Below are 25,142 nucleotides of genomic sequence, written 5' to 3'. Positions count from 1 at the left end.
CGCCGGCGATGGTAGCGCGGCGCGGTGGCTGGCCTCATGTCCGCAGGTCATGTCAGCAGGTCATGCAGCGCGCGCGCCACGACCTTGGTGGCGCGGCGCAGGTCTTCGAGCTGCACGCGCTCGTCGGCGCGCTTGGCGTGCGATTCGAGCACGGTGCGCGGGCCCGCGCCATAGATCACGCCGGGAATGCCGCGCTCCACATACAGGCGCACATCGGTGTACAGCGGCGTGCCCACGGCCGGCGGGCGCGCGCCGAACACGGCCTCGCCATGCTGCTGTATGGCATCGACCAGCGGCTGGTTGCCGGCCAGCGGCGTCATGGCGTTGGCCAGCAGCAGGCGCTTGATATCGACGCGCACGGCGTCCTCGCCCGTGTAGCCGCGCTGCTGGTTGAACTGCGCCACGGCCTCGGCGATCACGGTGCGGATGCGCGCCTCGACCTCGGCCGGGTTCTCCTCGGGGATCATGCGGCGGTCGAGCTTGAGCACCACCTTGCCCGGTATCACGTTGGTGTTGGTGCCGCCCTCGATGCGGCCGATGTTGAGGTAAGGGTGCTTGATGCCCGGCACCTGGGACGTGACCTGGCTGTACTGCTGGTTCTCGGCATACAGCGCGTTCATGATGGCCACCGCGCCCTGCAGCGCATCGACGCCGGTGTGTGGCACGGCGGCGTGGGCCATCCTGCCGTGCACCGTGACCTCCATTTGCAGGCAGCCGTTGTGCGCCGTGACGACCTCGTAGGAGAAGCCCGCGGCAATCATGAGGTCGGGCTTGGTCAAGCCCTGCGCGAGCAGCCAGCCGGGGCCGAGGATGCCGCCGAACTCCTCGTCGTAGGTGAAGTGCAGCTCGATGGCACCCTTGGCTGGCCGGGCCACGGCCTCGAGCGCGCGCACGGCGAAGGTGAAGGTGGAGAAGTCGCTCTTGCTCACGGCCGTGGCGCGGCCGTACATGGCGCCGCCCTCGATCTCGGCGCCGTAGGGGTCGTGCGTCCAGCCCTCGCCGGGCGGCACCACGTCGCCATGGGCGTTGAGGGCAATGGTCTTGCCGCCGTCGCCATAGGGCCGGCGCACGATGAGGTTGGTGATGGACTCCATGCCATAGGCCTGGACCTCGGCGGCGGGCACGGCGTGCTTTTCGGCCTCGAAGCCCCAGGCCTGGATCAGCGCGGCCGTGCGTTCGGCGTGCGGCGCGTTGTTGCCCGGCGGGGTGTCGGTGGGCACCTGCACCAGCGCCTGCAGAAAGCGCACCTGCTCGTCGAAATGCTGGTCTATCCAGGCGTCCAGTTGTTGGTAGGTGCTCATGCGCCCTCCTGCGCAAGTTGGTTCAAGACATGGGAAAAGGCGTCCACGGCCAGCTGCATGTCGTCGGCCGTAGTGGATTCAAGCGGGTTGTGGCTGATGCCGCTGTTCTGCCCGCGCACGAACAGCATGGCCTGGGGCATGACCTCGTGCAGCTTCATGGCGTCGTGGCCGGCGCCGCTGGGCATGCGGTAGAGCTGCACGCCCAGGGCCTGCACGGCGCGCTCCCAGCGCTGTTGCCAGGCGCTGGCGCTGGGCGCGGCGGCGGCCTGCATGGTGAGCTCGGTGCTGTACTGCAGGCCGCGGCGCTCGGCGATTTCCTTGAGCCTGGCGAGCACGTCGGCCGCGAGCGCGTCGCGCTGCGCATTGGTGGGCGCGCGCAGGTCCAGGCTGAACCGGCAGCGCCCCGGCACCACGTTGATCGAGCCATTGGGCACCTGCAGCATGCCCATGGTGGCCACGCTGTCGCCGTCCTGCGCGGCGCGGGCCTCCATGTACAGGGCCAGCTCGGCCACGCCCAGGGCCGCGTCGCGGCGCCGGTCCATGGGCGTGGTGCCGGCGTGGCTGGCCATGCCGACCATCTCGCCGACATAGCGCACGCTGCCGTTGATCGAGGTGACGATGCCGAGCGGTATGTCGAGCTCGTTGAGCACCGGCCCCTGCTCGATGTGCACCTCGATGAAGCCCAGATAGCGCGCGGCGTCGCGCTTCAGTTTGGGGATGTCGTCGATGCACAGGCCCGCGTGGCGCATGGCCTCGCGCATGGTGATGCCATCCTGGTCCTGCTGGTCCAGCCACTCGGGTTGGAAGTCGCCGATGAGCGCGCCCGAGCCCAGAAAGGTGGCCTTGTAGCGCTGGCCTTCCTCCTCGGCAAAGGCCACGACCTCGATGCCGAAGGGCAGGCGCCTGGCCTGGCGGTGCAGCTCGCGCACGCAGGCCATGGGCACGAAGATGCCGAGGCGCCCGTCGTACTTGCCGCCGTTCCTGACGGTGTCGTAGTGGCTGCCGGTCATGAGGTACTTGGCACCGTCGCTGGCGCCGTGGTAGCGCCCCACGACGTTGCCCACAGCGTCGATCTCGACCTCGTCAAAGCCGCAGTCGCGCATCCAGTGGCTGATGCGCTGGGCGCAGGCGCGGTGCGCGTCGGTGAGGTAGGTCACGGTGAGCTGGCCGAGCTCGGCATAACCGGGGTCGGTGTGCTGTGCGAGCTTCTCCTGCCAGTCCCAGACGTCGTTGCCCAGCTGCGGCTCGTAGCCGAACTTGTCATTGAGGCGGATCTCGGCGATGCGGTGGATGTTGCGCAGCGCCTCGGCGCGCTCGAAGTCGGGGTGGTTGGAGAGGCGCCGCGCAAAGGTGTCGATGATCTCCGCCTTGGTCAGGCCCAGCCCGCGCGGCCCGCGCACGGCCAGGATGAAGGGAAAGCCAAAGCGCGCGTTGTAGTCGGCATTGAGCCGCTGGATGCGCGCGAATTCCTCGGGCGTGCACTGGGTGAGCCCGGCCTTGCTCTGCTCGTTGGTCGACTCGGCCGTGAGCTGGTTGCTGACCATGGCCTTGCCGGCGAGCTCCGGGTGGGCGCGGATCAGCGCGAGCTGTGCCTCGACGCCGGCGTTCTGCAGCACCTGCACCATGGCGTGCTTGAGCTGGGCGAGCGACTTGAAGGGCCGCCGGGCCAGCGCGGCCTCGGCAATCCAGGGCGAATGCTCGTACAGGCCGTCGAGCAGGGCCACGGCCTCGGCGGCGGGGGCGGCGTTGAGTTGGTCCAGGGTCAGGGCCATGGTGTCTCCTATCAAAAAGTGAGCTGCTCGCGCTTGTATGACAAGCGCTGCGGCCTTTTTTTGTTCTTATTCCGCGGGACGCGGAAAGCGCTCGGCCCAGTGGCGCGCGATGTCGATGCGGCGGCAGATCCAGACCTTGTTGTGGCTCTGGACATGGTCCAGAAAGCGCTGCAGCGCCGTGATGCGCCCGGGGCGGCCAAGCAGGCGGCAGTGCATGCCTATGCTCATCATCTTGGGCGCGTTGTCGCCGGCAGGGTCGCCCTCGGCATAAAGGGTGTCGAACGCATCCTTCATGTACTGGAAGAACGGGTCGGCGTGCGAATAGCCCTGGGGCAGGGCAAAGCGCATGTCGTTCACGTCCAGCGTATAGGGCACGACGAGCTGGTGGTGCGTGCCGCCGTCGCTCCTTTGCAGCTTCATCCAGAACGGCAGGTCGTCGCCGTAGTAGTCGCTGTCGTAGGCAAAGCGGCCGTCGTCGGCCACCAGGCGGTGGGTGCGGGGACTGTCGCGGCCCGTGTACCAGCCCAGGCCATGGTCGCCGCGGCCGCCGTAGAGCTCGCCGAAGATCTCCATGCACTGCGCCATGTGGGCACGCTCGACCTCCTCGGGCACGCCCTGGTAGTGGATCCACTTGAGGCCGTGGCAGGCCACCTCGTGGCCCAGTTCGTCAAAGGCCTGGGCCACCTCGCGGTGGCGCTGCAGGGCCGTGGCCACGCCGAACACGGTGAGCGGCAGGCCGCGCCTTTCAAACTCGCGCAGCAGGCGCCAGACGCCGGCGCGCGAGCCGTATTCGTAGATGCCCTCCATGCTCATGTGGCGCTCGGGGTAGGCCGCGGGGTTGAACATCTCGGACAGGAACTGCTCGCTCGCCGCATCGCCGTGCAGCACGCAGTTCTCGCCGCCTTCCTCGTAGTTGAGCACGAACTGCACGGCCACGCGCGCGCCGCCGGGCCACTGCGGGTGGGGCGTGTGGCGGCCGTAGCCGATGAGGTCGCGGGGGTAGGGGGCAGAGGCGTCGTAGGTCATGGGGCGATGGCGGAAAGTGCCATGGAGAGATCGTTGGCGGGCGGCTCGCGGTCCAGGGTCAGGCCCGCCTGCACGTTGTCCAGGTGCTGCTGCATGAGGCGCACGACGGCCTCGGCGTCGTCGCCCGCCAGGGCGGCGACGATGGCCTCGTGCTCCTCGTGCGAATGCGCGGCCGCGCTGCTCGATTGGTACATCAGCGTGATCAGCGCGCAGCGCGAGAGCAGTTCCTCGAGCAGCTGGGCCAGCACCTCGTTGCCCATGAGCTCGGCGATGCGCACGTGAAAGTCCGCGAGCAGCTCGGTGCGCTGGCCCACGTCCTCGCGCTCCATGGCCTTGTGCTCGGCGGCGATGTGCTGCTTGAGCGCGCGCAGCATGGCCGGGGTCTTCTGCGCCATGAAGGCGCGCACCATCTCGGTCTCGAGCATGCGGCGCACGGCAAACACCTGGCGCGCCTCCTCGGCCGAGGGCGTGGCCACGAAGGCGCCGCGCGCCGGCTCCAGGCGGATGAGCCGGTTCTGCGAGAGCTGAAACAGGGCCTGGCGCACCAGCGTGCGCGACACGCCAAAGTGGTCCGCGAGCTTTTGCTCGGCCAGCTTGGTGCCGGGCAGCAGGCGGTGCTCGACGATGGCGCGCGTCAGGCTCTCGACGATGACATCGGTGGTGGAGGGTTCCATGCCGTCATCATAGCCCTGGGACACAATTGTTGTATACAATTTTTGTAAACCGACAATGGGTGTAGGGGCTGGCGTGTCATGCCAGAGTCCCGCCCTTCAGGAGACACCATGACCGCGACCCCAACGCCGCCCGGCGCAGACCCGCAGGCCTTTTTGCTGGAGCTCTTTCGCATTGCCGTGCAGCGCGCCCAGCCGCTGCACAGCATGGCGCGGCATCTGCCGCCGGTTCCGAAGGGCCGCACCCTGGTGCTGGGTGCGGGCAAGGCGGGCGGCTCCATGGCCCAGGCACTCGAGGCACTGTGGCCGCAGGACGCGCCGCTGTCGGGCCTGGTGGTCACGCGCTACCACCATATTCCGCCGCGCCCTGAAGGCCTGGCGCAGCGCATAGAGCTTGTCGAGGCGGCCCACCCCGTGCCCGACGCCGCGGGCCTGGCGGCGGCCGAGCGCATGCTGGCGCTGACCCAGGGGCTGACCGAGGACGACCTCGTGCTGTGTCTGATCTCGGGCGGTGGCTCGGCGCTGCTGACCTTGCCGGCAGAGGGCCTGGACCTGGCCGAGAAGCAGCGCATCAACCAGGCGTTGCTGGAAAGCGGTGCGGCGATTGGCGAGATGAACTGCGTGCGCAAGCATCTCTCGCGCATCAAGGGCGGACGCCTGGCCGCGGCCTGTCATCCGGCCCGCGTGGTCACGCTGACCATCAGCGACGTGCCGGGCGACGACCCCTCCGTCATCGCGAGCGGCCCCACGGTGCCCGATGCGAGCAGCTGCGCCGATGCGCTGGCCATTCTGGACCGCTACCGGATCGCTGTGCCTGCGGCCGTGCGCGCCGCGCTCGAGGCCGGGACGCTGGAGACGCCCAAGCCGGGCGACGCGCGCCTTGCCGGCCATGAGGTGCACTTGATCGCCACGCCCCAGCAGTCGCTCGAGGCCGCGGCCGAGGCGGCGCGTGCGGCCGGCGTCGCGGCCCATGTGCTGTCCGACGAGATCGAGGGCGAATCGCGCGAGGTGGGCAAGGTGCATGCGGCGCTCGCGCGCGCCGTGGCCCGGCGCGGCCAGCCCTTTGCGCGCCCCTGCGTGATCCTCTCGGGCGGCGAGACCACGGTAAGCATTCGTCCACGCCAGCCTGGTGCGCCCAAGGGGCGCGGCGGGCGCGCGGGTGAGTTCTGCATGGGCCTGGCCCAGGCGCTGCAGGGCCAGCAGGGGGTGTGGGCGCTGGCGGCCGACACCGACGGCATAGACGGCGTGGAGGACAACGCCGGCGCGCGCGTCGCGCCCGACACGCTGGCGCGCGCCGCGGCCCGGGGGCTGCGCATCGCAGACCATCTGGACCGCAACGATGCCTATGGCTTCTTCGAGCCGCTGGGCGATCTGGTGTTCACCGGGCCGACGAACACCAATGTCAACGACTTTCGCGCGCTGTTGATTCTGTAGCCCCGGGGCGCTGGTCCGCGCCGCCGGGGGCTGGCACGCTCAGTGCGCGGCCGCGCTGGCGGCGCCCACGCCGGTCTGGGCGCGCACGTACTGGTCGTCAAACGCCAGGCGCTCCTGCTGGGCCTGGGCGCTGCTGTCGAGCTTGGAGAACACGTAGATCGCGAGGAAGGCCAGCGGCATGGCGAACAGCGCGGGCTGCGTGTAGGGGAAGAGCGGGGCGGCATTGCCCAGCACATCGACCCACACCGACTTGGAGAACAGCACGAACAGCACCGAGCTGATCAGGCCCGTGTAGCCGCCGGCGAGCGCGCCGCGTGTGGTCAGGCCCTTCCAGTACATGGACATGAGCAGCACCGGGAAGTTGGCGCAGGAGGCCACGCCAAATGCCAGGGCCACCATGAAGGCCACGTTCATCTTCTCGAACGCCATGCCCAGCAGCACGGCCACCACGCCCAGGCACAGGGTGGCTATTTTTGACACGCGGATCTCCTTGGCCTCGCTGGCCTTGCCCTTCATGATCACGCGCGCATACAGGTCGTGCGAGATGGCCGAGGCCCCGGCCAGCGCCAGGCCCGCGACCACGGCCAGGATGGTGGCAAAGGCCACGGCCGAGAGGAAGCCCAGCAGCAGGTTGCCGCCCGCGGCCTTGGCCAGGTGCAGCGCCACCATGTTGCCGCCGCCGATGAGCTTGCCGCCCACCTGGCCGCCCTCGAAGAACTCGGGGTTGGTGCCCACCAGCACGATGGCGCTCAGGCCCATGATGGCGATCACGTTGAAGAAGAAGGCGATGATGCCCGAGGCGTAGAACACCGACTTGCGTGCCTCCTGCGCGTTGGTCACGGTGAAGAAGCGCATCAGGATGTGGGGCAGCCCGGCGATGCCGAACATCAGGCCCAGGCCCATGGAGATGGCCGTGACCGGGTCGGCCAGCAGCTTGCCGGGCGAGAGCATGTTGGCGCCCAGCTTGTGCACCTCCATGGCCTTGGTCGTCAGGGTTTCAAAGCTGAAGCCGAACTGCGAGAACGCCAGCAGCATGATGGCCGTGCCGCCCGCGAGCAGCATGCAGGCCTTGATGATCTGCACCCAGGTGGTGGCGACCATGCCGCCGAAGATCACGTAGACCATCATCAGCACGCCGACCACGACCAGGGCCACGTTGTAGTCCAGGCCGAACAGCAGCTTGATGAGCTGGCCCGCGCCGACCATCTGCGCCACCAGGTAGAAGCACACCACGGTGAGCGAGCTCACGGCCGCCATGGTGCGCACCGGGCCCTGGCTCAGGCGGTAGGCCGTGATGTCGGCAAACGTGAACTTGCCCAGGTTGCGCAGCCGCTCGGCCATGAGGAACAGGATGATGGGCCAGCCGACGAAGAAGGCCACCATGTAGATGTAGCCATCGACACCGTCGCCATAGATCATGGCCGTCAGACCCAGCAGCGTGGCCGCCGACATGAAGTCACCGGCGATCGCCAGGCCGTTCTGCTTGCCGGTGATGCCGCCGCCCGCCGTGTAGAAGTCGGACGCCGACTTGGAGCGCCCGGCGGCCCAGTAGGTGATGCCCAGCGTCATCAGCACGAAGACGAAGAACATGCCGATGGCGTGCCAGTTCAGCGGTTGTTTCTGCGTGGCGCCCAGGTCGGGCGCGGCTGCGGCCAGCGCGGGCAGCAGCAGGGACAGGGCCGCCAGAGCGCGGCCTGCAAGGGTGAGGTGGCGTTGCATCATGCGGCTTTCTTGAGGGCGTCGGCGACGATCTGGGCGTTGCGCGCGTCAAAGTCGGTGTTGGCGCGGCGCACGTAGAACCAGGTGAGCAGACAGAAGAACACGAACTGCGAGAACCCCAGGGCAATGCCCAGCGTGAGGTTGCTGCCCTCGAACAGGCGCGTGGCGATCACCTGCGGCATGAAGGCCACGAGCAGCACAAAGCCAAAGAAGGCGGCGATGACCAGCAGCGCCAGTGTGGCCGCGTAGCGGCTGCGGTCGCGCACCAGCGCGGCGTAGCGCGGGTCGCGCTTGATGTGTTCGTACAGGGGGTTGGACATTGAGGCTCTCTCCATCGTTATGGCCCGCCGCGCACGAAATTGTGCAGTGCAGCATTTGGCGGGCGGATTCTAGGAAGCGAGCCTGTAGCAAGACTTACAGCGTGGCATCGGCGGCAATTCTTTTGCGCGTGACTTCGCAGGCCCGTCATCCCCGCGCAGGCGGGGATCCATCGGCACATCCAGCCGCATGGGTCACGCATGGATCCCCGCTTGCGCGGGGATGACGGTGGCTATACGGGGATGACGGTGGCTATACGGGGATGACGGTGGCTACACGGGGATGACGGTGGCTGCACGGGAATGGCGGCAGGCCTCGCTGGGATGACTGCGCTGTGCGACCGTGGCTGACGCGGGCACTGCGCGCGGGCGCAACGGCAATGGCTGGGCGAGTCTTCGCGAGCCGTCTATCCGCCCCTGGGCAGGCTCTCCCACCAGTCCTTGTCAAAGCGCCCCTGCAGGAATGCGATGAATGCCTGGACCTTCTGCGGCACCAGGCGCGGTGAGGGGTAGACGGCGTGGATCTCCTGCTCGGGCAGGCGGCAGGTCTTGAGCAACTCCACCACACGCCCGGCCCGGATCGACTCGTGCGCCACATAGCAGGGCAGGGCGGCAATGCCCATGTGTGCGCGCGCCGCGGCCAGCAGGGCCGAGAGATTGTTCGAGCGCAGCCGCCCCGTCACGGGCACGGACACGGCCTCGCCGCTGGCGCCCCGCAGGCGCCAGACATCGTTGCCCTGCACGCTGCTGTAGATCAGCGTGGCGTGGTCCTTCAGGTCCGAGGGGCGGCGCGGCGTGCCGTGCTTCTTCAGGTACTGCGGCGAGGCCACGAGCACCCAGGGGTTCACGCCCAGGGTGCGCGCGCCCAGCGACGAGTCGGCCAGCTTACCCAGGCGCAGCGCCACGTCGATGCCATTGGCCACGAGGTCGGTGTAGCGATCCTCGAAGCTCAGATCCACCTCGACCTGCGGGTTGTGCTGCATGAACTCGAGCGCCAGCGGAATCACCACGCGCCGCCCGAAGGCCACCGAGCTGCCTATGCGCAGCTGGCCGTGCACCTGATGCTGGCGCACCTGCACCACGCTCTCGGCCTCGGCCACGTCGTTCACGATGGCCTTGCACTTCTCGTAGTACAGCGTGCCGGGCTCGGTCAGGCTCACGCCGCGCGTGTTGCGGTTCAAGAGGCGCACCTTCAGGCGCGCCTCCATGGCCGCGATCTGCTTGGTCACCGTGGGCTGGGTGGTGGCGAACTCCTGCGCCACGCGTGTGAAGCTGCCGGTCTCCACCACGCGCACAAACATCTGCATGGCATCGAGCCTGTCCATGGCCGGTCTCCTTGTCCATTCGTTGTTCATTCCTGTGGGGAATAAATTTTATGGTCCGCGCCCGCCTTCCGCTGCTGCGGACAGTTTTCTACAGTTGTCTCCACTTCAAGGAGACAAACCATGGCAAGAATGAAAGCGATCGAGGCCGCGGTCCGCGTGCTGGAAAAGGAGGGCGTGAGCGTCGCCTTCGGCGTGCCCGGCGCCGCCATCAATCCGCTGTACGCGGCGATGAAGGAGCACGGCGGCATCGCCCATATCCTGGCGCGCCATGTCGAGGGCGCAAGCCACATGGCCGAGGGCTACACGCGCGCCGTGGCCGGCAACATCGGCGTGTGCATAGGCACGAGCGGCCCGGCCGGCACCGACATGATCACCGGCCTGTATTCGGCCAGCGCCGACTCCATCCCGATTCTGTGCATCACCGGCCAGGCCCCGCGTGCGCGCCTGCACAAGGAGGACTTTCAGGCCGTGGACATTGCAACGATTGCCAGGAGCGTGACCAAGTGGGCCACCACGGTGCTCGAGCCGGCCCAGGTGCCGCGCGCCTTCCAGCAGGCCTTTCACCTGATGCGCTCGGGCCGCCCCGGCCCGGTGCTGATCGACCTGCCCATCGACGTGCAGCTGGCCGAGATCGAGTTCGACATCGCCACCTACGAGCCGCTGCCCGTGTACAAGCCAGCGGCCACGCGCGCCCAGGCCGAGAAGGCCATGCACATGCTCAACGAGGCCGAGCGTCCGCTGATCGTCGCGGGCGGCGGCATCATCAATGCCGATGCCGCGGCGCTGCTGGTCGAGTTTGCGGAGCTCGTGAACGTGCCCGTGATACCCACGCTCATGGGCTGGGGCAGCATTCCCGACGACCACCCGCTGATGGTCGGCATGTGCGGCCTGCAGACCAGCCACCGCTACGGCAACGCCAACATGCTCGCGTCCGACTTCGTGTTCGGCATTGGCAACCGCTGGGCCAATCGCCATACGGGCTCGGTCGAGGTCTATACCAAGGGCCGCAAGTTCGTGCATGTGGACATCGAGCCCACGCAGATAGGCCGCGTCTTCGCGCCCGATCTGGGCATCGTCTCGGACGCGGGCGCCGCGCTGGCGCTGTTCGTCGAGGTGGCGCGTGAATGGAAGGCTGCGGGCTTGCTCAAGGACCGCGCGGCCTGGGTGGCCGAATGCCAGGGGCGCAAGAACAGCGTCGAACAGCTGCGCAAGACCCACTATGACAACGTGCCCATGAAGCCGCAGCGCGTCTACCAGTGCATGAACCGCAACCTGGACCGCGACACCTGTTTTGTCTCCACCATAGGCCTGTCGCAGATCGCGGGCGCGCAGTTTCTGCATGTCTACAAGCCGCGCCACTGGATCAACTGCGGCCAGGCCGGCCCGCTGGGCTGGACGGTGCCCGCGGCCCTGGGCGTGCGCGTGGCAGACCCCAAGCGCCCCATCGTCGCGCTGTCGGGCGACTATGACTTTCAGTTCATGCTCGAGGAGCTGGCCGTGGGCGCGCAGTTCAGGCTGCCCTACATCCACGTGCTGGTCAACAACAGCTATCTGGGCCTGATCCGCCAGGCGCAGCGCGCGTTCTCCATCGACTACTGCGTGCAGCTGGCCTTCGACAATATCAACATGGCCGAGGACGAGGCCGCGCGCGGCTACGGCGTGGACCATGTCAAGGTCGTCGAGGGCCTGGGCTGCAAGGCGATACGCGTACACCGCCCCGAGGACTTCGCACCGGCCATGCGCCAGGCCCAGGCCTGGATGGCCGAGCACCGCACGCCGGTGGTCATCGAATGCATCCTCGAGCGCGTGACCAATATTTCCATGGGCACCGAGATCGACAATGTGATCGAGTTCGAGGAACTGGCCCACAGCAAGGCCGACGCACCGAGCGCGCTGGCCATGCTCGATTGATGGCGTTGGATTGGTTGCTGTTGACGCGCAACCCGTCGTCATCCCCGCGCAAGCGGGGATCCATGGCGGCAACGCCTTGGCCGCCTGCATGCCAGCTGGATCCCCGCTTGCGCGGGGATGACGAGCCGGGTGCGCGGTGCGTGCCGTGGCTGCGTGAAACAACAGCCGCCGAGAGCCGAGTCTTGTTTTTCTTTACTGGAGTTTTGCCATGCCCCGTTTTTCCGCCAACCTCAGCATGCTGTTCACCGAGGTGCCGTTTCTCGATCGCTTCGAGCGCGCTGCCGCCGCCGGGTTCGAGGCCGTGGAGTTTCAGTTTCCCTACGCCCACACGGCGGCCGAGATCAGGCAGCGCCTGGATGCCACGGGCCTGAAGGCCGTGCTGCACAACCTGCCCGCGGGTGACTGGGACGCGGGTGAGCGCGGCATCGCCTGCGACCCGGCGCGCGTTGAGGAGTTTCGCGCCGGCGTCGTCAGGGCCGTGAGCTATGCCACGGCCCTGGGCGTGCCGCAGCTCAACTGCCTGGCGGGCAGGGTGCCGGCCGGTGTCGATGCGGCGCAGGCGCACGCCACCTTTGTGAGCAATCTGCGCCACGCCGCGAGCGCCCTCAAGGCCGCCAACCTGCGTCTGCTGATCGAGCCCATCAATCCGTTCGACATCCCGGGCTTCTTTCTGAGCCGCACGGACCAGGCCCTGTCCATCCTCGACGAGGTCGGCGCCGACAACGCCTATGTGCAGTACGACATCTACCACGCCCAGCGCACCGAGGGAGAGATCGCCGGCACGCTGCACAGGCACCTGGCGCGCATAGGCCATGTGCAGATCGCCGACAACCCCGGCCGCAACGAGCCGGGCACGGGCGAGCTCAATTTCCCCTTCCTGTTCGCGCACCTGGACCGCATCGGCTACGGCGGCTGGGTGGGCTGCGAATACAAGCCTGCCACGGACACCGAGTCCGGCCTGGTCTGGCTGGAAAGAATGGGGCAAAAAATGGCTGCAGCGCCCGTCTGATAAGCGCGAACAGCTATCAATATTGAATTGACGACAACAAGGAGACTCCACCATGACCTCATCCCCCCTCCGGCTCGGCTTCATCGGCCTGGGCATCATGGGTGCGCCCATGTGCGGCCACCTGATCGCGGCCGGCCACCAGCTCTTCGTTCACACGCGTGGCAAGGTGCCAGGCCCGATCGCCGAGAGCCGTGCCACGCAATGCACGACGGCGCGCGGCGTGGCCGAGCGCGCCGACATCGTCTTTCTGATGCTGCCCGACACGCCCGACGTGGAGAAGGTGCTGTTCGGCGAGGATGGCGTGGCCGCCGGCCTCAAGGGCGCAAGCGGCAAGGTGGTGGTGGACATGTCCTCGATCTCGCCCGTGGCCACCAAGGACTTTGCGCGGCGCATCGAGGCCCTGGGCGCGCGCTACCTCGACGCGCCGGTCTCGGGCGGCGAGGTGGGCGCGAAGAACGCCACGCTGTCCATCATGGTGGGCGGCCCCGAGGAGGTGTTTGCGCGCGTGCGGCCGCTGTTCGAAACCATGGGCAAGAACATCACGCTGGTCGGCGACAATGGCGACGGCCAGACCGCCAAGGTGGCCAACCAGATCATCGTGGCGCTCAACATCGAGGCCGTGGCCGAGGCCCTGCTGTTCGCCTCGCGCGCCGGCGCCGACCCGGCCCGCGTGCGCGAGGCGCTGCTGGGCGGCTTTGCCTCGTCCAGGATCCTCGAGGTGCATGCCGAGCGCATGATCAAGCGCACGTTTGATCCGGGTTTTCGCATCGCCCTGCACCAGAAGGATCTGAACCTGGCCCTGTCCGCGGCCAGGGAGCTGGGCGTGGCCCTGCCCAACACGTCCACGGCGCAGCAGCTGTTCAATGCCTGCGTGGCCCATGGCGGCGCGGCCTGGGACCATTCGGGCATGGTGCGTGCGCTCGAGACCATGGCCAACTTCGAGGTGGGCCAGAAGGCGCCGGCCTGAGCCTTTCGGCAGAGAAAAAGGCCACATCCGTTGGTGCGTGGCCTTTTGACGTTGGCGCAAGCAGCGCCATTGGTTGACCAAGCACATTGCCAGCACAACCCGCCGTCATCCCCGCGAAGGCGGGGATCCACTGCATGGACGAAGCAACGCCTTGGACAGCACCTGGATCCCTGCCTTCGCGGGGATGACGGGGCGACACGCGTGGTTGCGTGAGCCTTTGCGTTGTCGAGGGCCGTCAGTACCCCAGCGTCTGCCCGTCCGGGTTGCGCGGATCGGAGGCGCCGTAGAGCATGCCGTCCCTGATCTGAATGGTCTGCGTGCGGCCCATGCTGGGCTTGAGCGCCACGTTGTGGCCCCATTGCCTGAGCAGCGCCAGCGTGTCGGCGCTGAAGCCCTTTTCTATGCGCAGCTCGTCGGGTGTCCACTGGTGGTGAAAGCGCGGCGTGGCCGCGGCCTCGGCGGGGTTCATGCCGAAGTCTATGGTGTTGACCACCGTCTGCAGCACCGTGGTGATGATGCGCGCGCCGCCGGGGCTGCCGGTCACCAGCCAGGGCTTGCCGTCCTTGAGCACGATGGTCGGCGTCATCGACGACAGCGGGCGCTTGCCCGGCGCCACGGCGTTGGCGTCGCCACCTACGAGGCCGTAGGCATTGGCGACGCCGGGCTTGGCCGAGAAGTCGTCCATCTCGTTGTTGAGCATGATGCCCGTGCCCTTGGCCACGATGCCGCTGCCGAAGTTGGTGTTCAGCGTATAGGTCACGGCCACGGCATTGCCGGCCTTGTCCACCACCGAGTAATGCGTGGTCTGGTCGCTCTCGTAGGGCTGGGGCTTGCCGGGCTTGATGTCCTTGGCCGCGCGCGCCTGGGTGGGCGCGATGGTGGCGGCGAGCTCGTCCGCGTAGCGCTTGCTGGTCAGGCCCTTGAGCGGGACCTTGACGAAGTCCGGGTCGCCCAGGTACTCGGCGCGGTCGGCGTAGGCCAGCTTCATGCCCTCGGCCATGTGGTGGATGCTTCTGGCGCTGTTGGCGCCCCACTGGTTCATGGGCCAGCGCTCCATCATGTTCAGGATCTGGATCAGGTGCGCGCCGCCCGAGGACGGCGGCGGCATGGTCACGATCTGGTAGCCGCGGTAGCTGCCGCGCACCGGCTCGCGCTCGACCACCTTGTAGTTCTTCAAATCCTGCAGCGAGATGGCGCCCGCGTGCGGCGCCATCTCGGCGGCAATCTTCTGCGCGATCGCACCCTCATAGAAGGCCTTTGCGCCCTGCTCGCCGATCAGGCGCAGCGACTGCGCCAGATCCTTCTGCAACAGCATGTCGCCCTGCTGGAGCGGCGCGCCGTTCTTCCAGAAGATGGCCTGGGTGGCGGGCCAGCGGCCCATGTTCTTCTTTTCCTGCTGCAGGATCTTGGCCAGGGTCTCGCTGACCGGAAAGCCCTTGTCGGCCAGCTCTGCGGCCGGTGCCACGACCTTGGACAGCGGCAGCGTGCCCCATTTCTTGAGCGCATGCTCCATGCCGGCCACGGTGCCAGGCACGCCCACGGCGTAGTGGGTGTAGAGCGACTTGCCGTCTATCACCTTGCCCTGGGCGTCGAGATACATGTCGCGCGTGGCCCTGGAGGGGGCGACCTCGCGGAAGTCCAGCGCCACGCTCTTGCCCGTCCTGGCGTCGTGCACCATCATGAAGCCGCCGCCGCCGATGTTGCCCGCGTTGGGCAGGGCCACGGCCAGCGCAAAGCCCATGGCCACGGCGGCGTCCACGGCGTTGCCCCCGGCCTTGAGCACGTCCAGGCCGATGCGCGAGGCCAGCTCCTGTTCGCTGGCCACCATGCCGTTTTTGGCAGCCACCGGGTGGAACACGTCCATGTCGAAGTCATAGGCCGCGGCGGCGGCCTGGGCGGCGCCGCTCTGTGCCGTGGCCGGAGCCTGTACCGATGGGGCGGATGGCGATTGCGGGCTGCTGCACGCAACCAGGCTGGCCAGGGCCAGGGCCAGGCTGGCCGCCAACGCGGTGGAACGAAGTTGCATCGAGGTCTCCTGCGGTTGGAAATGGGCTGCAGGGTAAACGCGGCCTTGTCCGATGACAAGCGCACACAAAATGTGTATACACTTTCTTCGACCGACCGGAGTCATCTGCTCCGGCGCCGCCAATGTTTCAGGAGACACCCATGGGCCTTAGCACCCACGTACTGGACACCATGCACGGCTGCCCCGCGGCGGGCATGGCTGTTGCGCTCTATTCAACCGAGGGCGAGCGGGCCACGCTGATCAAGCGCCTGGTGCTCAACCACGACGGGCGCACCGACGCGCCGCTGTTCGACAACGCCAGCCTGCGCACAGGCACCTACCGGCTGACGTTCGACGTCGCCGCGTATTTCAAGGCCAAGGGCGTGCTGCTGCCCGAGCCGACCTTTCTGGACCGCGTGAGCCTGGACTTCGGCGTGGCCCATGCCGACCAGCATTACCACGTGCCGCTGCTGGTCAGCCCTTGGAGCTATTCCACCTACCGGGGCTCCTGAATTTCTGTCAGGCCATTGCCGGCAGCCCACCCATGACACTGGCGCGACCCAAGCGAGGGCCGCCGTGCAAGGGCCGCCCCGCAGCACGGGTGGCGTCCCCCTTCCCGCGCGCAGCGCGAGAGAAGGGGGAAGGCGCGCAGCGCCACAGGGGGATGCTTCAATGTTGGCCTTCGGTGAGCGTGTCGAGCTGGAAATGCCCGGACTTGTCCCACAGCCAGGTGTCGGTGTAGGTCACGCGCTGCATGCGTGCGGGCACCGGAAAGGGCGCGGCGGCGCGCACGGTGCGCTCGATCTCCCGGACCACCTCGGGCGCATGGCGCGGCGCGCGCATCCAGCGCAGCGCCGTCACGCGGCCGCTGCGGTCTATGTCGACCTCGAGCACGCCGATGGCGTAGAGAAGCGGCGGCAGCTTGCCCTGGTAAATGCGCTGCGCGTTGTGCGCGTAGAGATGGCGCGCCGCGTCCTGGCGGTAGGCGCGTGGCGTGCCCGCGGCCGAGCTGCGCGGGGCGGCGCTGGGACTGGCCGCCGGTGGCTGCGCGTCCTGGGGCGAGGGTGCGGGCGGGCCGGACTTGCATGCGGCCACAATGGCTGCCACCAGGGCCATGAGGCCCGCGGGTTGCCACCAGGGGCGCCTGCGGGCGCGGCCGGCGGGATCGGATGTGGAGGTCATGGTGTGTATCGCGGTATCCACGGCGCAGCCTGGTGGCGCGCCGTACAGGGGGAAGGTGGTTGCCGGTGAAGGTATTGAATCGCTTGCTCGAGCGCATACAGACGCAGAGCGTCTGCCTGGTGACGGTGGAGTCTACCCAAGGCTCGGTGCCGCGCGAGAGCGGCGCCTGGATGGCCGTGTGCGCCGACATGGACGAGCCCCTGGGCACCATAGGCGGCGGCCATCTGGAGCTGCAGGCCATGCAGGAGGCGCGCGAGCGCCTGGCCGACCACCTGGCGGGCCGGCCGGCGCGCGCGAGCGTGCTGCGCCAGGCGCTGGGGCCGAGCCTGGGCCAATGCTGCGGCGGTGTGGTGCATCTGCGCTTTGAATGCGTGACGGCCGCGGACGCGCCCCGGCTGCGCGAGCGCCTCGCGCCCCGGCTGCATCCGGTGGCCCTGTTCGGCGGCGGGCATGTGGGTCATGCGCTCTCGCGCGTGCTCGCGCCGCTGCCGTTTGCGCTGCACTGGATAGACAGCCGCGACGGCGTGTTTCCGGCGCAGGTCGATGCCGACACCCTGTGCGAGCACTCGGACCCGGTACAGGCCGCCGTGCCCACGCTGGCGCCGCAGTCCATGGTGCTCATCATGAGCTTCAGCCATGCGGAGGACCTGGACATCGTCGCCGCCTGCCTCACGCGCCAGCGCGCCCAAGGCGACCTGCGCTTCATCGGCCTGATCGGCAGCCGCACCAAATGGGCGACCTTTCGCCACCGCCTGCAGGCGCGCGGGTTCTCCGACGCCGAGCTCGCGCAGGTGACCTGCCCGATCGGCCTGCCGGGCATCACCGGCAAGGAGCCAGAGGTCATCGCCGTGGCCGTGGCGGCGCAGCTGCTGCAGCGGCTCGGATAGAGCGCGTCATCGAATCGACGCGCTTCTGACATCGGGGCGTCATCCCGGCCGCCCACACTTGCTGGCAACCCCGAGTCAAGGAGTTGCCATGTCCGAGTCAATCCCGCTTTTGATGCCTTCGCCGGCTGCCGGCGTCATCACCGCCCCCAAAGAGGCACAGGCCAGCGGCAAGAGCGCGGGCATTGCCGTGGCCTGGGCCCGTCATCAGGACGAGGTGCGCGAGGCCCAGCGCCTGCGCCATGCGGTCTTTGCCGGCGAGATGGGTGCCCAGTTGCCATGCCAGGTGCCGGGTCACGACATCGATCTGTTCGATGACTTCTGCGAACACCTGCTGGTGCGCGACGTGGCGAGCGGCCAGGTCGTCGGAACTTACCGCGTGCTCACCCCCGCCCAGGCCAGGCGCGTGGGCAGCACCTACAGCGACACCGAGTTCGACCTGACGCGCCTGCGCGACCTGCGCCCGCGCATGGTGGAGCTGGGCCGCAGCTGCGTGCATGCCGCGCATCGCCATGGCGGCGTGATCATGGCCCTGTGGGGGGCGCTGGGTGACTTCATGGCGCGCAACGGCCTCGACACCATGATCGGCTGCGCCAGCATCCCCATGGTGCACAACGGCGTGATGAGCGGCGACGCGGCGGTGAGCATCTGGCATCAGCTGCGCCAGACCCATATGGCGCCCATCGAACACCATGTGCGGCCGCGTCTGCCCCTGCCGGTGGACAGGGAGCCGTCGCTGCCGCCGGTCGAGCCCCCGGCGCTGATCAAGGGCTATCTGCGCCTGGGCGCCAAGGTGCTGGGCGCGCCCGCCTGGGACCCGGACTTCAACTCGGCCGACCTGCCCATCATGCTGCGCCTGGCCGACCTGCCGCCACGCTACCGCAGGCATTTCCTGGGCGACTGACGGTTAGATCCGGGCCGGCCTCGGGTAATCCCGGATCGGCGTGCGTGGTGGCTGCGGCAAAAAGTGCATACACTTCGTGTCCACAAAGTTGGTCGCAGCGGTGTCCCGGTAGCTTCATGCCAAGGTGCGCGGCCCATTGTTTCCTGCTCAGAGCACCCGCAGTGGTGAGCAGCTTGGCTGGCGCCCCGCGCGGGGCGCCGAGGTGGAAGCATCATGGAAAGCTATCTTCTGGACTGGGCCAATCTGCTGCTGCGCTGGCTGCATGTCATCACCGCGATCGCCTGGGTGGGCTCCTCGTTCTATTTCGTGTTTCTCGACAGCAGCCTCACGCCGCCCGTCGATGAAAACCTCAGGCGCGACGGCGTGACCGGCGAGCTCTGGGCCGTGCATGGCGGCGGGTTCTACCACCCGGTCAAGTACAACGTCTCGCCGCCGAAGCTGCCCGACCATCTGCACTGGTTCTACTGGGAGAGCTACACCACCTGGCTCAGCGGCTTTGCGCTGCTTACCGTGTCCTACCTGTGGAATGCCGGCATCTATCTGGTGAGCCCGAGCAATCCGCTGATGTCTCCGGCCATGGCCATCGTGGCGGCACTGGCCTTCCTCGTGGTGTTCTGGCTGCTGTACGACGCCATCTGCCGCGTCTTCGGCCAGAGGGACAACGGCGACGCCATCGTGGGTGCGCTGGTGCTGGTGCTGGTGTGCATCGCGGCGTGGCTGGCCTGCCGCATCTTCCCGGGCCAGGCGGCCTTCCTGCTCATGGGCGCCATGCTCGCGACGTCGATGAGCGCAAATGTGTTCTTCTGGATCATTCCGGGCCAGCGCAAGGTGGTGGCTGCGCTCAAGGCCGGCCAGCCCGTGGACCCCATCCACGGCAAGCGCGGCAAGCAGCGCAGCGTGCACAACACCTATTTAACGCTGCCGGTGCTGTTTGCCATGCTGTCCAACCACTATGGCTGGCTCTACAACCATGGACAGAACTGGCTGGTGCTGATCCTCATGATGTTCGCCGGCGCGGCGATTCGCCAGTTCTTCGTCATGCGCCATGGCTTCAAGCTGGGGCGCAACGCCCACCCCTGGCCCTATGCCACCGTGGGCGTAGTGGTGCTGCTGGCTGTGCTGGCCTGGCTCAAGCCCGCACCGCAGGCTGCCATCGCGGCACAGGCGCCGGCCGCCGGCTATGCCCAGGTGCACGCCATCATGGAGAAGCACTGCATGGTGTGCCACAGCGCCAACACCGTGGCGCAGAAGAACGTGAAGTTCGACACGCCCGAGGACGTCAAGAGCCACGCCCAGCAGGTCTACCAGCAGGTGGTGCAGCTGCGCAAGATGCCGTTTGGCAACCCGGGCGCGCTCTCCAGCGAGGAAGTCGATACCTTCAAACGCTGGTATGAAGGTGGCGCCCCGGTCACGCCTTGATGTGGATCATGGGTAAAAATCGCTGTCAGCGCCTATGAATAAAGCGCTGACAGCTATTTTTTTAGGAGCTTTCTCGGCGGCTCGATAGAATGCATGCCAGGAGTCTTTACCCATGAGCATCAAAAGCGACAAATGGATCCGCCGCATGGCCGAGCAGCACGGCATGATCGAGCCCTTCGAGCCCGGCCAGATCCGCGAGGCCGACGGCAAGAAGATCATCAGCTATGGCACCAGCAGCTACGGCTACGACATCCGTTGCGCGCGTGAATTCAAGGTCTTCACCAACATCCACAGCACCGTGGTGGACCCGAAGAACTTCGACGAAAAGAGCTTCGTCGACTTCGAGGGTGACCACTGCATCATCCCGCCCAACAGCTTTGCGCTCGCGCGCACCATGGAGTACTTCCGCATCCCGCGCGACGTGCTCACCGTGTGCCTGGGCAAAAGCACCTACGCGCGCTGCGGCATCATCGTCAACGTCACGCCGTTTGAGCCCGAGTGGGAGGGCTATGTGACGCTGGAGTTTTCCAACACCACGCCGCTGCCCGCCAAGATCTACGCCGGCGAGGGCTGCGCCCAGGTGCTGTTCTTCCAGGGCGACGAGGAATGCGCGGTGAGCTACCGCGACCGCAAGGGCAAGTACCAGGGCCAGCATGGCGTGACCCTGCCCAAGGCCTGACACTCGGCCGACAGTTCTCCACCCCTGACGCGCCATGCGCATTGGAGCGATCCTATGAAATGGGAAGGCAACCGCGAATCGGACAATGTCGAGGATCGCCGCAGCGGCGGTGGTGGCGGCTTCGGCGGCGGGCGCTCCATCGGCATTGGCACGGTGGTCATCGCGCTGATCGGCTGGGGCGTGTTCGGTATCAACCCGCTGACCACCATAGGCCTGCTGTCGGGCGGCGACGCGCCCCAGGTGCAGCAGGCGCCGGCCCAGCGCCCGCCCGAGGGGGACCGCCAGGCAGCCTTTGTCTCCACCGTGCTGGCCTCGACCGAGGACGTGTGGGGCCAGATCTTCCGCCAGGGTGGGGCGCAGTACCGCGAGCCCAAGCTGGTGCTCTATCGCGGCGCCACGCCCACGGCCTGCGGCACGGGGCAAAGCGCCATGGGGCCGTTCTACTGCCCGGGCGACCACAAGGTCTACCTGGACATGGACTTCTTCGACACCATGAGCCGCCAGCTCGGCGCGCCGGGTGAATTTGCGCGCGCCTATGTCATCGCCCACGAGGTCGGCCACCATGTGCAGACCCTGCTGGGCGCCACGGGCAAGGTCGACAGCATGCGCGGGCGCGTGAGCCAGCGCGAGCAGAACGCCCTGTCCGTGCGCCTGGAGCTGCAGGCCGACTGCTACGCCGGCGTCTGGGCCCACCACTCGCAGCAGGCCAAGAACTGGCTGGACGAGAGCGACATCGAATCGGCCATCAACGCCGCCGAGCAGATCGGCGACGACACGCTGCAGCGCCAGCAGACCGGCACCGTGCGCCCCGATGCCTTCACCCACGGCTCGAGCGCCCAGCGCGTGCGCTGGTTCACGCAGGGGCTCAAGACCGGCAGCGTGCGCGCGTGCGACACCTTCAGCGCCCAGGCGCTGTAGCGCTCGCCAGGGCCGACCGACCCCATCCATGGGCCGCAAGTTGGCGCGGCCCATGGCCATGTTGCGCTGCAATGCGACAATAGCGGCTTCATGACACAACCGTACTCCACCCTAGCGCTGGCCGAACCGCTCAAGCGCGCCGTAGCCGATATGGGCTACGAGAACATGACTCCGATCCAGGCGCAGGCGATCCCTGTAGTGCTGACCGGCAAGGACGTGATGGGCGCGGCGCAGACCGGCACCGGCAAGACGGCGGCGTTCTCGCTGCCGCTCTTGCAGCGCCTGCTCAGGCACGAGAACAGCTCGGCATCGCCCGCGCGCCACCCGGTGCGCGCGCTGGTGCTGCTGCCCACGCGCGAGCTTGCCGATCAGGTGGCGCAACAGATCGCGCTCTACGCCAAGTACACCAAGCTGCGCAGCACCGTCGTCTTCGGCGGCATGGACATGAAGCCGCAGACGCTCGAGCTCAAAAAAGGCGTCGAGGTGCTCGTGGCCACGCCCGGGCGCCTGCTCGACCACATCGAGGCCAGGAACGCCGTGCTCAACCAGGTTGAGTACGTGGTGCTCGACGAGGCCGACCGCATGCTCGACATCGGCTTTCTGCCCGATCTGCAGCGCATCCTGTCCTACCTGCCCAAGAGCCGCACCACGCTGCTGTTCTCGGCCACCTTCTCGCCCGAGATCAAGCGCCTGGCCTCGAGCTATCTGCAGGACCCGGTCACCATCGAGGTGGCGCGGCCCAACGAGACGGCCTCCACCGTCGAGCAGCGCTTTTTCAGCGTGCAGGACGACGACAAGCGCCGTGCGATCCGCAAGATCGTCAAGGAGCGCGAGATACGCCAGGCCTTCATCTTCGTCAACAGCAAGCTCGGCTGCGCCCGCCTGGCGCGCGCGCTCGAGCGCGACGGCCTGAGGACGGCCGCGCTGCACGGCGACAAGAGCCAGGACGAGCGCCTCAAGGCCCTGGACGCCTTCAAGGCCGGCGAGGTGGACCTGCTCGTGTGCACGGACGTGGCCGCGCGCGGCCTGGACATCAAGGATGTGCCCGCCGTGTTCAACCATGACGTGCCGTTCAACGCCGAGGACTATGTGCACCGCATCGGCCGCACGGGGCGCGCCGGCGCCTCGGGCCTGGCCGTCACGCTGGTGGGCAGCGGTGACACGCGCCTGGTGGCCGACATCGAAAAGCTCATCAAGAAGAAGATCGAGCTCGAGCCGCTGGAGCTGCAGGACGAGCGCCCGCGCGGGCGCTTCAACGACGGCCGCCGCGCCTGGCGCGAGGAGGGCGACGAGGCATCGCCGCGCAGCAGCCGCGAGCGCAGCAGCTATCGCCCCGCGCCGGCCGTGGTGCGCGACGCCTTCTTCGACAAGCCCTACGAGGCCAGCCCGGGCGCCGGCACGCCGAGCTGGGAGGTGACGCCCAAGGCCGTCACCGCACGCGGCAGCATCTCCGCCAACATCAAGCCCAAGCGCAAGGTGGCGGCCTTGTTCAAGGCGCCTCAGCCGGTGGCCGAGCCCTCGGCGCAGTGACCGCATCGGCCACCGGCGATTTTTGATAAAAACGGGCGGAAACGCCCGTGCGGCAAGCGCGGACAGCTACAGTTTTTGATGTTACTGAGCTTGCGGGTGGTGGCTGTGGCCGCCATGGCCCGCAAGCCGCGTGATGAGCGCCGCGTCGATGGCGCCATACGCCAGCACCTGGCCGCCGCGCCGCTGCGCGAAGGCCTGGGCCGCATCGCGTGAGGCAAACGCGGGCAGGTTGCCCGCACGCATGGGGCCGCGGGCCGAGGAGCCGTGCACGTAGTAGGCGCCCAGGGCGTCTATCCAGCGGGCCTGGTCGGCCTCTGCGGCGTCGGTCACGTAATGCGCCACGATGCGCGCCCTGCTGCGGCCGGGGCTGTAGCGCTCCACATCCTGAAGGTACATGAACAGCGACAGGGGCGAGTCGAAGAAATGCGCGTCGCCGTTGTCGAAGATGATCTGCGCCGCCCATTCGCGCGAGCGCGCCGGAAACATGCCGCAGACCGGGCAGCGCGCGTCGGGCGGTATGGGGCGCGCGGCCGTGGGCGCCAGGCCCGATGCCGGGTCATGGGGCGTGGGTGGGGCGACGATGCAGACGTCGGCCTCGGGCAGCAGCGCCTCCCGCGGCGCGACGGCCCTGCGCAGCGCGGGCAGGCTCCAGGGCGTGCTCGCCAGTGCCGCCAGGCCGGCGAGCGCGCCCAGGGCCAGCAGGCGCCGGCGCTGTGGCGATGGGGCAGGGGCCAGGGGGGCCGTGGACATGGGGCTTGCCTGCGATACGGTGCGATGGAACGTGGGGCGATGCGGCAGGCCGCTCCTACATGCGCGTGTCGTGAAGCGCGCCGCCGCTCAGGTCCACCATGCCCGGCTTGATGTCGCCATAGCGCAGCACCTTGCCGCCGTATTCCTGCGCGAACTTCGTGGCGTCGGCCTCCTGGGCAAAGCTGGCGATCGTCGGGCCCATGGAGCCATGGCGCTTGCTGCCCAGCACATAGATGGCGGTCTTGGCGTCTATCCAGTGGCCCTTGGGCTCGTCCCAGCTGGCCTGGCCCATGTCCTGCACATAGACGGCGCGCACGGGGCGCACCTGTTCGCCCGCGAGCAGGGTGTTGAACAGCTCCACGGTGTCGCAGAAGAAGGCCGGCCGGTCCTGGCCCGCGTAGTGGATCTGCGCCTTGGGGCCGGGGTAGTCGGCGAGCAGCATGCCGTCGAGCTCGCAGCTCGTGCTGCGGTCGATCTCCACCGGCGCGAGCGATTGCTGCTCGGCGGCCTTGTCGCCGCAGGCGGCCAGCAGGCCGGAAGAGGCCAGGGCGGCGAGGGAGGCCAGGCCCAGGGCGCGGCGGCGGGTGATGCAGGAACAGGTCATGGCTTGAATCTCCATTGGGCGAGGACGAGCGGCAGGGCGATCCAGGCGGCCATCACGCCACCCATGGTGAGCGGGTCGCCGAGCGAGGCCGGCACCACGCTGGCCAGGCCGTAGAGGGTGCGCACGTCCTCGAGCGAGAACACGTTGAGGATGCGGAACACGTCCGCCGGGTTGAGCAGCAGCAGCCAGGCGAAGGCGTCGCCCGCGAACTGTCCGCCCGTGGTCACCAACAGGCCCAGCAGCAGCAGGTCGAACACCAGCACGAAGAAGAACCAGGTGGCAATCGCCAGACCCGAGGCGCGCGTGCGCTCGCGCGCGAGCACCGAGATCAGCACCGCCAGGCTCAGAAAGGCCAGGCCCAGCAGCACCGAGCTGAGCATGAACCCCGCGTAGTGGAACAGCGCATTGGCGTTCATGTGGCGCCACAGCAGCACGGCCACCAGACCAAAGCCGGCCACGGTCGAGAGCGTGAGCGCCAGCGCCAGGCCCAGGTACTTGCCCAGCAGCAGTTCGAGCCGCGTGATCGGCAGGGCCAGCAGCAGGTCGAGAGAGCCGCGCTCGCGTTCGCCGACGATGGCGTCAAAGCCCAGCAGCAGGGCGATCAGTGGGATCAGGTAGATGACCAGACTGACCAGGCTGGCGATGGTGAACTCGATGGAGCGAAAGCCCACCTGGCCCTGCTGCGCGCCGCCGAAGTAGGCGATGACGAGCGAGAAGATGGTGAACACCAGGGCCACGGCCAGCACCCAGCGGTTGCGCATGCGGTCGCGGAACTCCTTGGCGGCGACGGTGAGGATAGGGGTCAGTTCCATGGA

23 protein-coding genes are annotated in these 25,142 nt (G+C 68.0%); 11 read left to right on the top strand and 12 right to left on the bottom strand.

Annotated elements, in window-relative coordinates:
* Nucleotides 1-47: 47 nt before the first annotated feature.
* From ABUE11_RS11095 to ABUE11_RS11080, 4 genes are all read right to left on the bottom strand, one after another.
* Nucleotides 48-1,301 (bottom strand): M20/M25/M40 family metallo-hydrolase, encoded by a 1,254-nt coding sequence (locus tag ABUE11_RS11095; RefSeq protein WP_367065381.1) that lies wholly within the window; start codon nucleotides 1,299-1,301, stop codon nucleotides 48-50.
* Nucleotides 1,298-3,073 (bottom strand): 2-oxo-4-hydroxy-4-carboxy-5-ureidoimidazoline decarboxylase, encoded by a 1,776-nt coding sequence (gene uraD / locus ABUE11_RS11090; RefSeq protein WP_367065380.1) that lies wholly within the window; start codon nucleotides 3,071-3,073, stop codon nucleotides 1,298-1,300. Before uraD ends, ABUE11_RS11095 begins: the two co-directional genes overlap by 4 nt.
* Before the next feature lie 66 nt (nucleotides 3,074-3,139).
* Nucleotides 3,140-4,099: an allantoinase PuuE gene (gene puuE, locus ABUE11_RS11085; protein ID WP_367065379.1), complete on the bottom strand. Its 960-nt coding sequence runs from the start codon at nucleotides 4,097-4,099 to the stop codon at nucleotides 3,140-3,142.
* Complete coding sequence (locus ABUE11_RS11080) at nucleotides 4,096-4,773, bottom strand: GntR family transcriptional regulator (protein ID WP_367065378.1); 678 nt, start codon at nucleotides 4,771-4,773, stop codon at nucleotides 4,096-4,098. The genes puuE and ABUE11_RS11080 overlap by 4 nt, the downstream gene beginning before the upstream one ends.
* Before the next feature lie 108 nt (nucleotides 4,774-4,881).
* Here ABUE11_RS11080 and ABUE11_RS11075 point away from each other — a divergent pair, with 108 nt between their 5' ends.
* The gene (locus tag ABUE11_RS11075) at nucleotides 4,882-6,204 is read left to right on the top strand and encodes a glycerate kinase (RefSeq protein ID WP_367065377.1); all 1,323 of its coding nucleotides are present in this window, start codon (nucleotides 4,882-4,884) and stop codon (nucleotides 6,202-6,204) included.
* 39 nt (nucleotides 6,205-6,243) lie between these two features.
* Here the strand turns inward: ABUE11_RS11075 and ABUE11_RS11070 are convergent, their stop codons facing one another.
* From ABUE11_RS11070 to ABUE11_RS11060, 3 genes are all read right to left on the bottom strand, one after another.
* Nucleotides 6,244-7,923, bottom strand: a complete 1,680-nt coding sequence (locus ABUE11_RS11070; protein WP_367068807.1) for a cation acetate symporter — start codon at nucleotides 7,921-7,923, stop codon at nucleotides 6,244-6,246.
* Nucleotides 7,923-8,243 (bottom strand): DUF485 domain-containing protein, encoded by a 321-nt coding sequence (locus tag ABUE11_RS11065; protein ID WP_367065376.1) that lies wholly within the window; start codon nucleotides 8,241-8,243, stop codon nucleotides 7,923-7,925. The genes ABUE11_RS11070 and ABUE11_RS11065 overlap by 1 nt, the downstream gene beginning before the upstream one ends.
* A gap of 404 nt (nucleotides 8,244-8,647) precedes the next feature.
* The gene (locus ABUE11_RS11060) at nucleotides 8,648-9,565 is read right to left on the bottom strand and encodes a LysR family transcriptional regulator (protein ID WP_367065375.1); all 918 of its coding nucleotides are present in this window, start codon (nucleotides 9,563-9,565) and stop codon (nucleotides 8,648-8,650) included.
* Nucleotides 9,566-9,685: 120 nt separating this feature from the next.
* Here ABUE11_RS11060 and gcl point away from each other — a divergent pair, with 120 nt between their 5' ends.
* The 3 genes from gcl (at nucleotide 9,686) to glxR (ending at nucleotide 13,452) form a co-directional block, all read left to right on the top strand.
* A complete protein-coding gene (gene gcl, locus ABUE11_RS11055) occupies nucleotides 9,686-11,476 on the top strand; it encodes a glyoxylate carboligase (RefSeq protein ID WP_367065374.1) in 1,791 nt (596 codons plus the stop codon).
* A gap of 208 nt (nucleotides 11,477-11,684) precedes the next feature.
* Nucleotides 11,685-12,485: a hydroxypyruvate isomerase gene (gene hyi / locus ABUE11_RS11050; protein WP_367065373.1), complete on the top strand. Its 801-nt coding sequence runs from the start codon at nucleotides 11,685-11,687 to the stop codon at nucleotides 12,483-12,485.
* A gap of 52 nt (nucleotides 12,486-12,537) precedes the next feature.
* On the top strand, nucleotides 12,538-13,452 hold the full coding sequence (gene glxR, locus ABUE11_RS11045) for a 2-hydroxy-3-oxopropionate reductase (protein ID WP_367065372.1): 915 nt from the start codon (nucleotides 12,538-12,540) through the stop codon (nucleotides 13,450-13,452).
* Nucleotides 13,453-13,687: 235 nt separating this feature from the next.
* On the opposite strand, the gene ggt is transcribed toward glxR, so the two are convergent.
* Complete coding sequence (gene ggt / locus ABUE11_RS11040) at nucleotides 13,688-15,478, bottom strand: gamma-glutamyltransferase (RefSeq protein ID WP_367065371.1); 1,791 nt, start codon at nucleotides 15,476-15,478, stop codon at nucleotides 13,688-13,690.
* Nucleotides 15,479-15,618: 140 nt separating this feature from the next.
* On the opposite strand from ggt, the gene uraH reads away from it, so the two are divergent.
* A complete protein-coding gene (gene uraH, locus ABUE11_RS11035) occupies nucleotides 15,619-15,969 on the top strand; it encodes a hydroxyisourate hydrolase (protein ID WP_367065370.1) in 351 nt (116 codons plus the stop codon).
* A 157-nt stretch (nucleotides 15,970-16,126) separates the two neighbouring features.
* Here uraH and ABUE11_RS11030 read toward each other — a convergent pair whose 3' ends face one another.
* Nucleotides 16,127-16,573 (bottom strand): hypothetical protein, encoded by a 447-nt coding sequence (locus ABUE11_RS11030; RefSeq protein ID WP_367068806.1) that lies wholly within the window; start codon nucleotides 16,571-16,573, stop codon nucleotides 16,127-16,129.
* 131 nt (nucleotides 16,574-16,704) lie between these two features.
* Between ABUE11_RS11030 and xdhC the strand changes: the two genes are divergently transcribed.
* The 6 genes from xdhC to ABUE11_RS11000 all read left to right on the top strand — a co-directional run bounded on the left by xdhC (nucleotide 16,705) and on the right by ABUE11_RS11000 (nucleotide 22,973).
* Nucleotides 16,705-17,526: a xanthine dehydrogenase accessory protein XdhC gene (gene xdhC / locus ABUE11_RS11025; protein WP_367065369.1), complete on the top strand. Its 822-nt coding sequence runs from the start codon at nucleotides 16,705-16,707 to the stop codon at nucleotides 17,524-17,526.
* Between the two features lie 88 nt (nucleotides 17,527-17,614).
* Nucleotides 17,615-18,427, top strand: a complete 813-nt coding sequence (locus ABUE11_RS11020) for a GNAT family N-acyltransferase (RefSeq protein ID WP_367065368.1) — start codon at nucleotides 17,615-17,617, stop codon at nucleotides 18,425-18,427.
* Between the two features lie 213 nt (nucleotides 18,428-18,640).
* Nucleotides 18,641-19,846 carry a urate hydroxylase PuuD gene (locus tag ABUE11_RS11015; protein ID WP_367065367.1) on the top strand — a complete coding sequence of 402 codons (1,206 nt, stop codon included), beginning with the start codon at nucleotides 18,641-18,643 and terminating at the stop codon, nucleotides 19,844-19,846.
* A 112-nt stretch (nucleotides 19,847-19,958) separates the two neighbouring features.
* A complete protein-coding gene (gene dcd / locus ABUE11_RS11010; protein WP_367065366.1) occupies nucleotides 19,959-20,525 on the top strand; it encodes a dCTP deaminase in 567 nt (188 codons plus the stop codon).
* Nucleotides 20,526-20,579: 54 nt separating this feature from the next.
* Complete coding sequence (locus ABUE11_RS11005) at nucleotides 20,580-21,443, top strand: neutral zinc metallopeptidase (RefSeq protein WP_367065365.1); 864 nt, start codon at nucleotides 20,580-20,582, stop codon at nucleotides 21,441-21,443.
* A gap of 90 nt (nucleotides 21,444-21,533) precedes the next feature.
* Nucleotides 21,534-22,973 (top strand): DEAD/DEAH box helicase, encoded by a 1,440-nt coding sequence (locus ABUE11_RS11000; protein ID WP_367065364.1) that lies wholly within the window; start codon nucleotides 21,534-21,536, stop codon nucleotides 22,971-22,973.
* 81 nt (nucleotides 22,974-23,054) lie between these two features.
* Here ABUE11_RS11000 and ABUE11_RS10995 read toward each other — a convergent pair whose 3' ends face one another.
* The 3 genes from ABUE11_RS10995 to ABUE11_RS10985 form a co-directional block, all read right to left on the bottom strand.
* A complete protein-coding gene (locus tag ABUE11_RS10995; protein WP_367068805.1) occupies nucleotides 23,055-23,675 on the bottom strand; it encodes a nitrous oxide reductase accessory protein NosL in 621 nt (206 codons plus the stop codon).
* Between the two features lie 103 nt (nucleotides 23,676-23,778).
* Nucleotides 23,779-24,327, bottom strand: coding sequence for a nitrous oxide reductase accessory protein NosL (locus ABUE11_RS10990; RefSeq protein ID WP_367065363.1), 549 nt, complete (start codon nucleotides 24,325-24,327; stop codon nucleotides 23,779-23,781).
* Nucleotides 24,324-25,139: an ABC transporter permease subunit gene (locus ABUE11_RS10985; RefSeq protein ID WP_367065362.1), complete on the bottom strand. Its 816-nt coding sequence runs from the start codon at nucleotides 25,137-25,139 to the stop codon at nucleotides 24,324-24,326. The genes ABUE11_RS10990 and ABUE11_RS10985 overlap by 4 nt, the downstream gene beginning before the upstream one ends.
* Between the last annotated feature and the right edge of the window lie 3 nt (nucleotides 25,140-25,142).

The organism is Oryzisolibacter sp. LB2S (genome assembly GCF_040732315.1).
Classification (GTDB): domain Bacteria; phylum Pseudomonadota; class Gammaproteobacteria; order Burkholderiales; family Burkholderiaceae_C; genus Alicycliphilus; species Alicycliphilus soli.
The sequence above is the reverse complement of the archived record's forward strand: the minus strand, read 5'-3'. Positions and strand labels throughout refer to the sequence as shown.

Excerpts from the sequence above, each read along its gene's own strand:
- ABUE11_RS11020 (WP_367065368.1), top strand. The coding sequence starts at position 17,615 with ATGTCCGAGTCAATCCCGCTTTTGATGCCTTCGCCGGCTGCCGGCGTC.
- dcd (WP_367065366.1), top strand. The coding sequence starts at position 19,959 with ATGAGCATCAAAAGCGACAAATGGATCCGCCGCATGGCCGAGCAGCAC.
- ABUE11_RS11075 (WP_367065377.1), top strand. The coding sequence starts at position 4,882 with ATGACCGCGACCCCAACGCCGCCCGGCGCAGACCCGCAGGCCTTTTTG.
- uraH (WP_367065370.1), top strand. The coding sequence starts at position 15,619 with ATGGGCCTTAGCACCCACGTACTGGACACCATGCACGGCTGCCCCGCG.
- uraD (WP_367065380.1), bottom strand. The coding sequence starts at position 3,073 with ATGGCCCTGACCCTGGACCAACTCAACGCCGCCCCCGCCGCCGAGGCC.
- ABUE11_RS11015 (WP_367065367.1), top strand. The coding sequence starts at position 18,641 with ATGGAAAGCTATCTTCTGGACTGGGCCAATCTGCTGCTGCGCTGGCTG.
- ABUE11_RS10985 (WP_367065362.1), bottom strand. The coding sequence starts at position 25,139 with ATGGAACTGACCCCTATCCTCACCGTCGCCGCCAAGGAGTTCCGCGAC.
- ABUE11_RS11060 (WP_367065375.1), bottom strand. The coding sequence starts at position 9,565 with ATGGACAGGCTCGATGCCATGCAGATGTTTGTGCGCGTGGTGGAGACC.
- ABUE11_RS11030 (WP_367068806.1), bottom strand. The coding sequence starts at position 16,573 with ATGGCCCTGGTGGCAGCCATTGTGGCCGCATGCAAGTCCGGCCCGCCC.
- ABUE11_RS11065 (WP_367065376.1), bottom strand. The coding sequence starts at position 8,243 with ATGTCCAACCCCCTGTACGAACACATCAAGCGCGACCCGCGCTACGCC.
- ABUE11_RS10990 (WP_367065363.1), bottom strand. The coding sequence starts at position 24,327 with ATGACCTGTTCCTGCATCACCCGCCGCCGCGCCCTGGGCCTGGCCTCC.
- ABUE11_RS11070 (WP_367068807.1), bottom strand. The coding sequence starts at position 7,923 with ATGCAACGCCACCTCACCCTTGCAGGCCGCGCTCTGGCGGCCCTGTCC.
- hyi (WP_367065373.1), top strand. The coding sequence starts at position 11,685 with ATGCCCCGTTTTTCCGCCAACCTCAGCATGCTGTTCACCGAGGTGCCG.
- ABUE11_RS11005 (WP_367065365.1), top strand. The coding sequence starts at position 20,580 with ATGAAATGGGAAGGCAACCGCGAATCGGACAATGTCGAGGATCGCCGC.
- ABUE11_RS11095 (WP_367065381.1), bottom strand. The coding sequence starts at position 1,301 with ATGAGCACCTACCAACAACTGGACGCCTGGATAGACCAGCATTTCGAC.
- gcl (WP_367065374.1), top strand. The coding sequence starts at position 9,686 with ATGGCAAGAATGAAAGCGATCGAGGCCGCGGTCCGCGTGCTGGAAAAG.
- ABUE11_RS11000 (WP_367065364.1), top strand. The coding sequence starts at position 21,534 with ATGACACAACCGTACTCCACCCTAGCGCTGGCCGAACCGCTCAAGCGC.
- puuE (WP_367065379.1), bottom strand. The coding sequence starts at position 4,099 with ATGACCTACGACGCCTCTGCCCCCTACCCCCGCGACCTCATCGGCTAC.
- glxR (WP_367065372.1), top strand. The coding sequence starts at position 12,538 with ATGACCTCATCCCCCCTCCGGCTCGGCTTCATCGGCCTGGGCATCATG.
- ggt (WP_367065371.1), bottom strand. The coding sequence starts at position 15,478 with ATGCAACTTCGTTCCACCGCGTTGGCGGCCAGCCTGGCCCTGGCCCTG.
- ABUE11_RS11080 (WP_367065378.1), bottom strand. The coding sequence starts at position 4,773 with ATGGAACCCTCCACCACCGATGTCATCGTCGAGAGCCTGACGCGCGCC.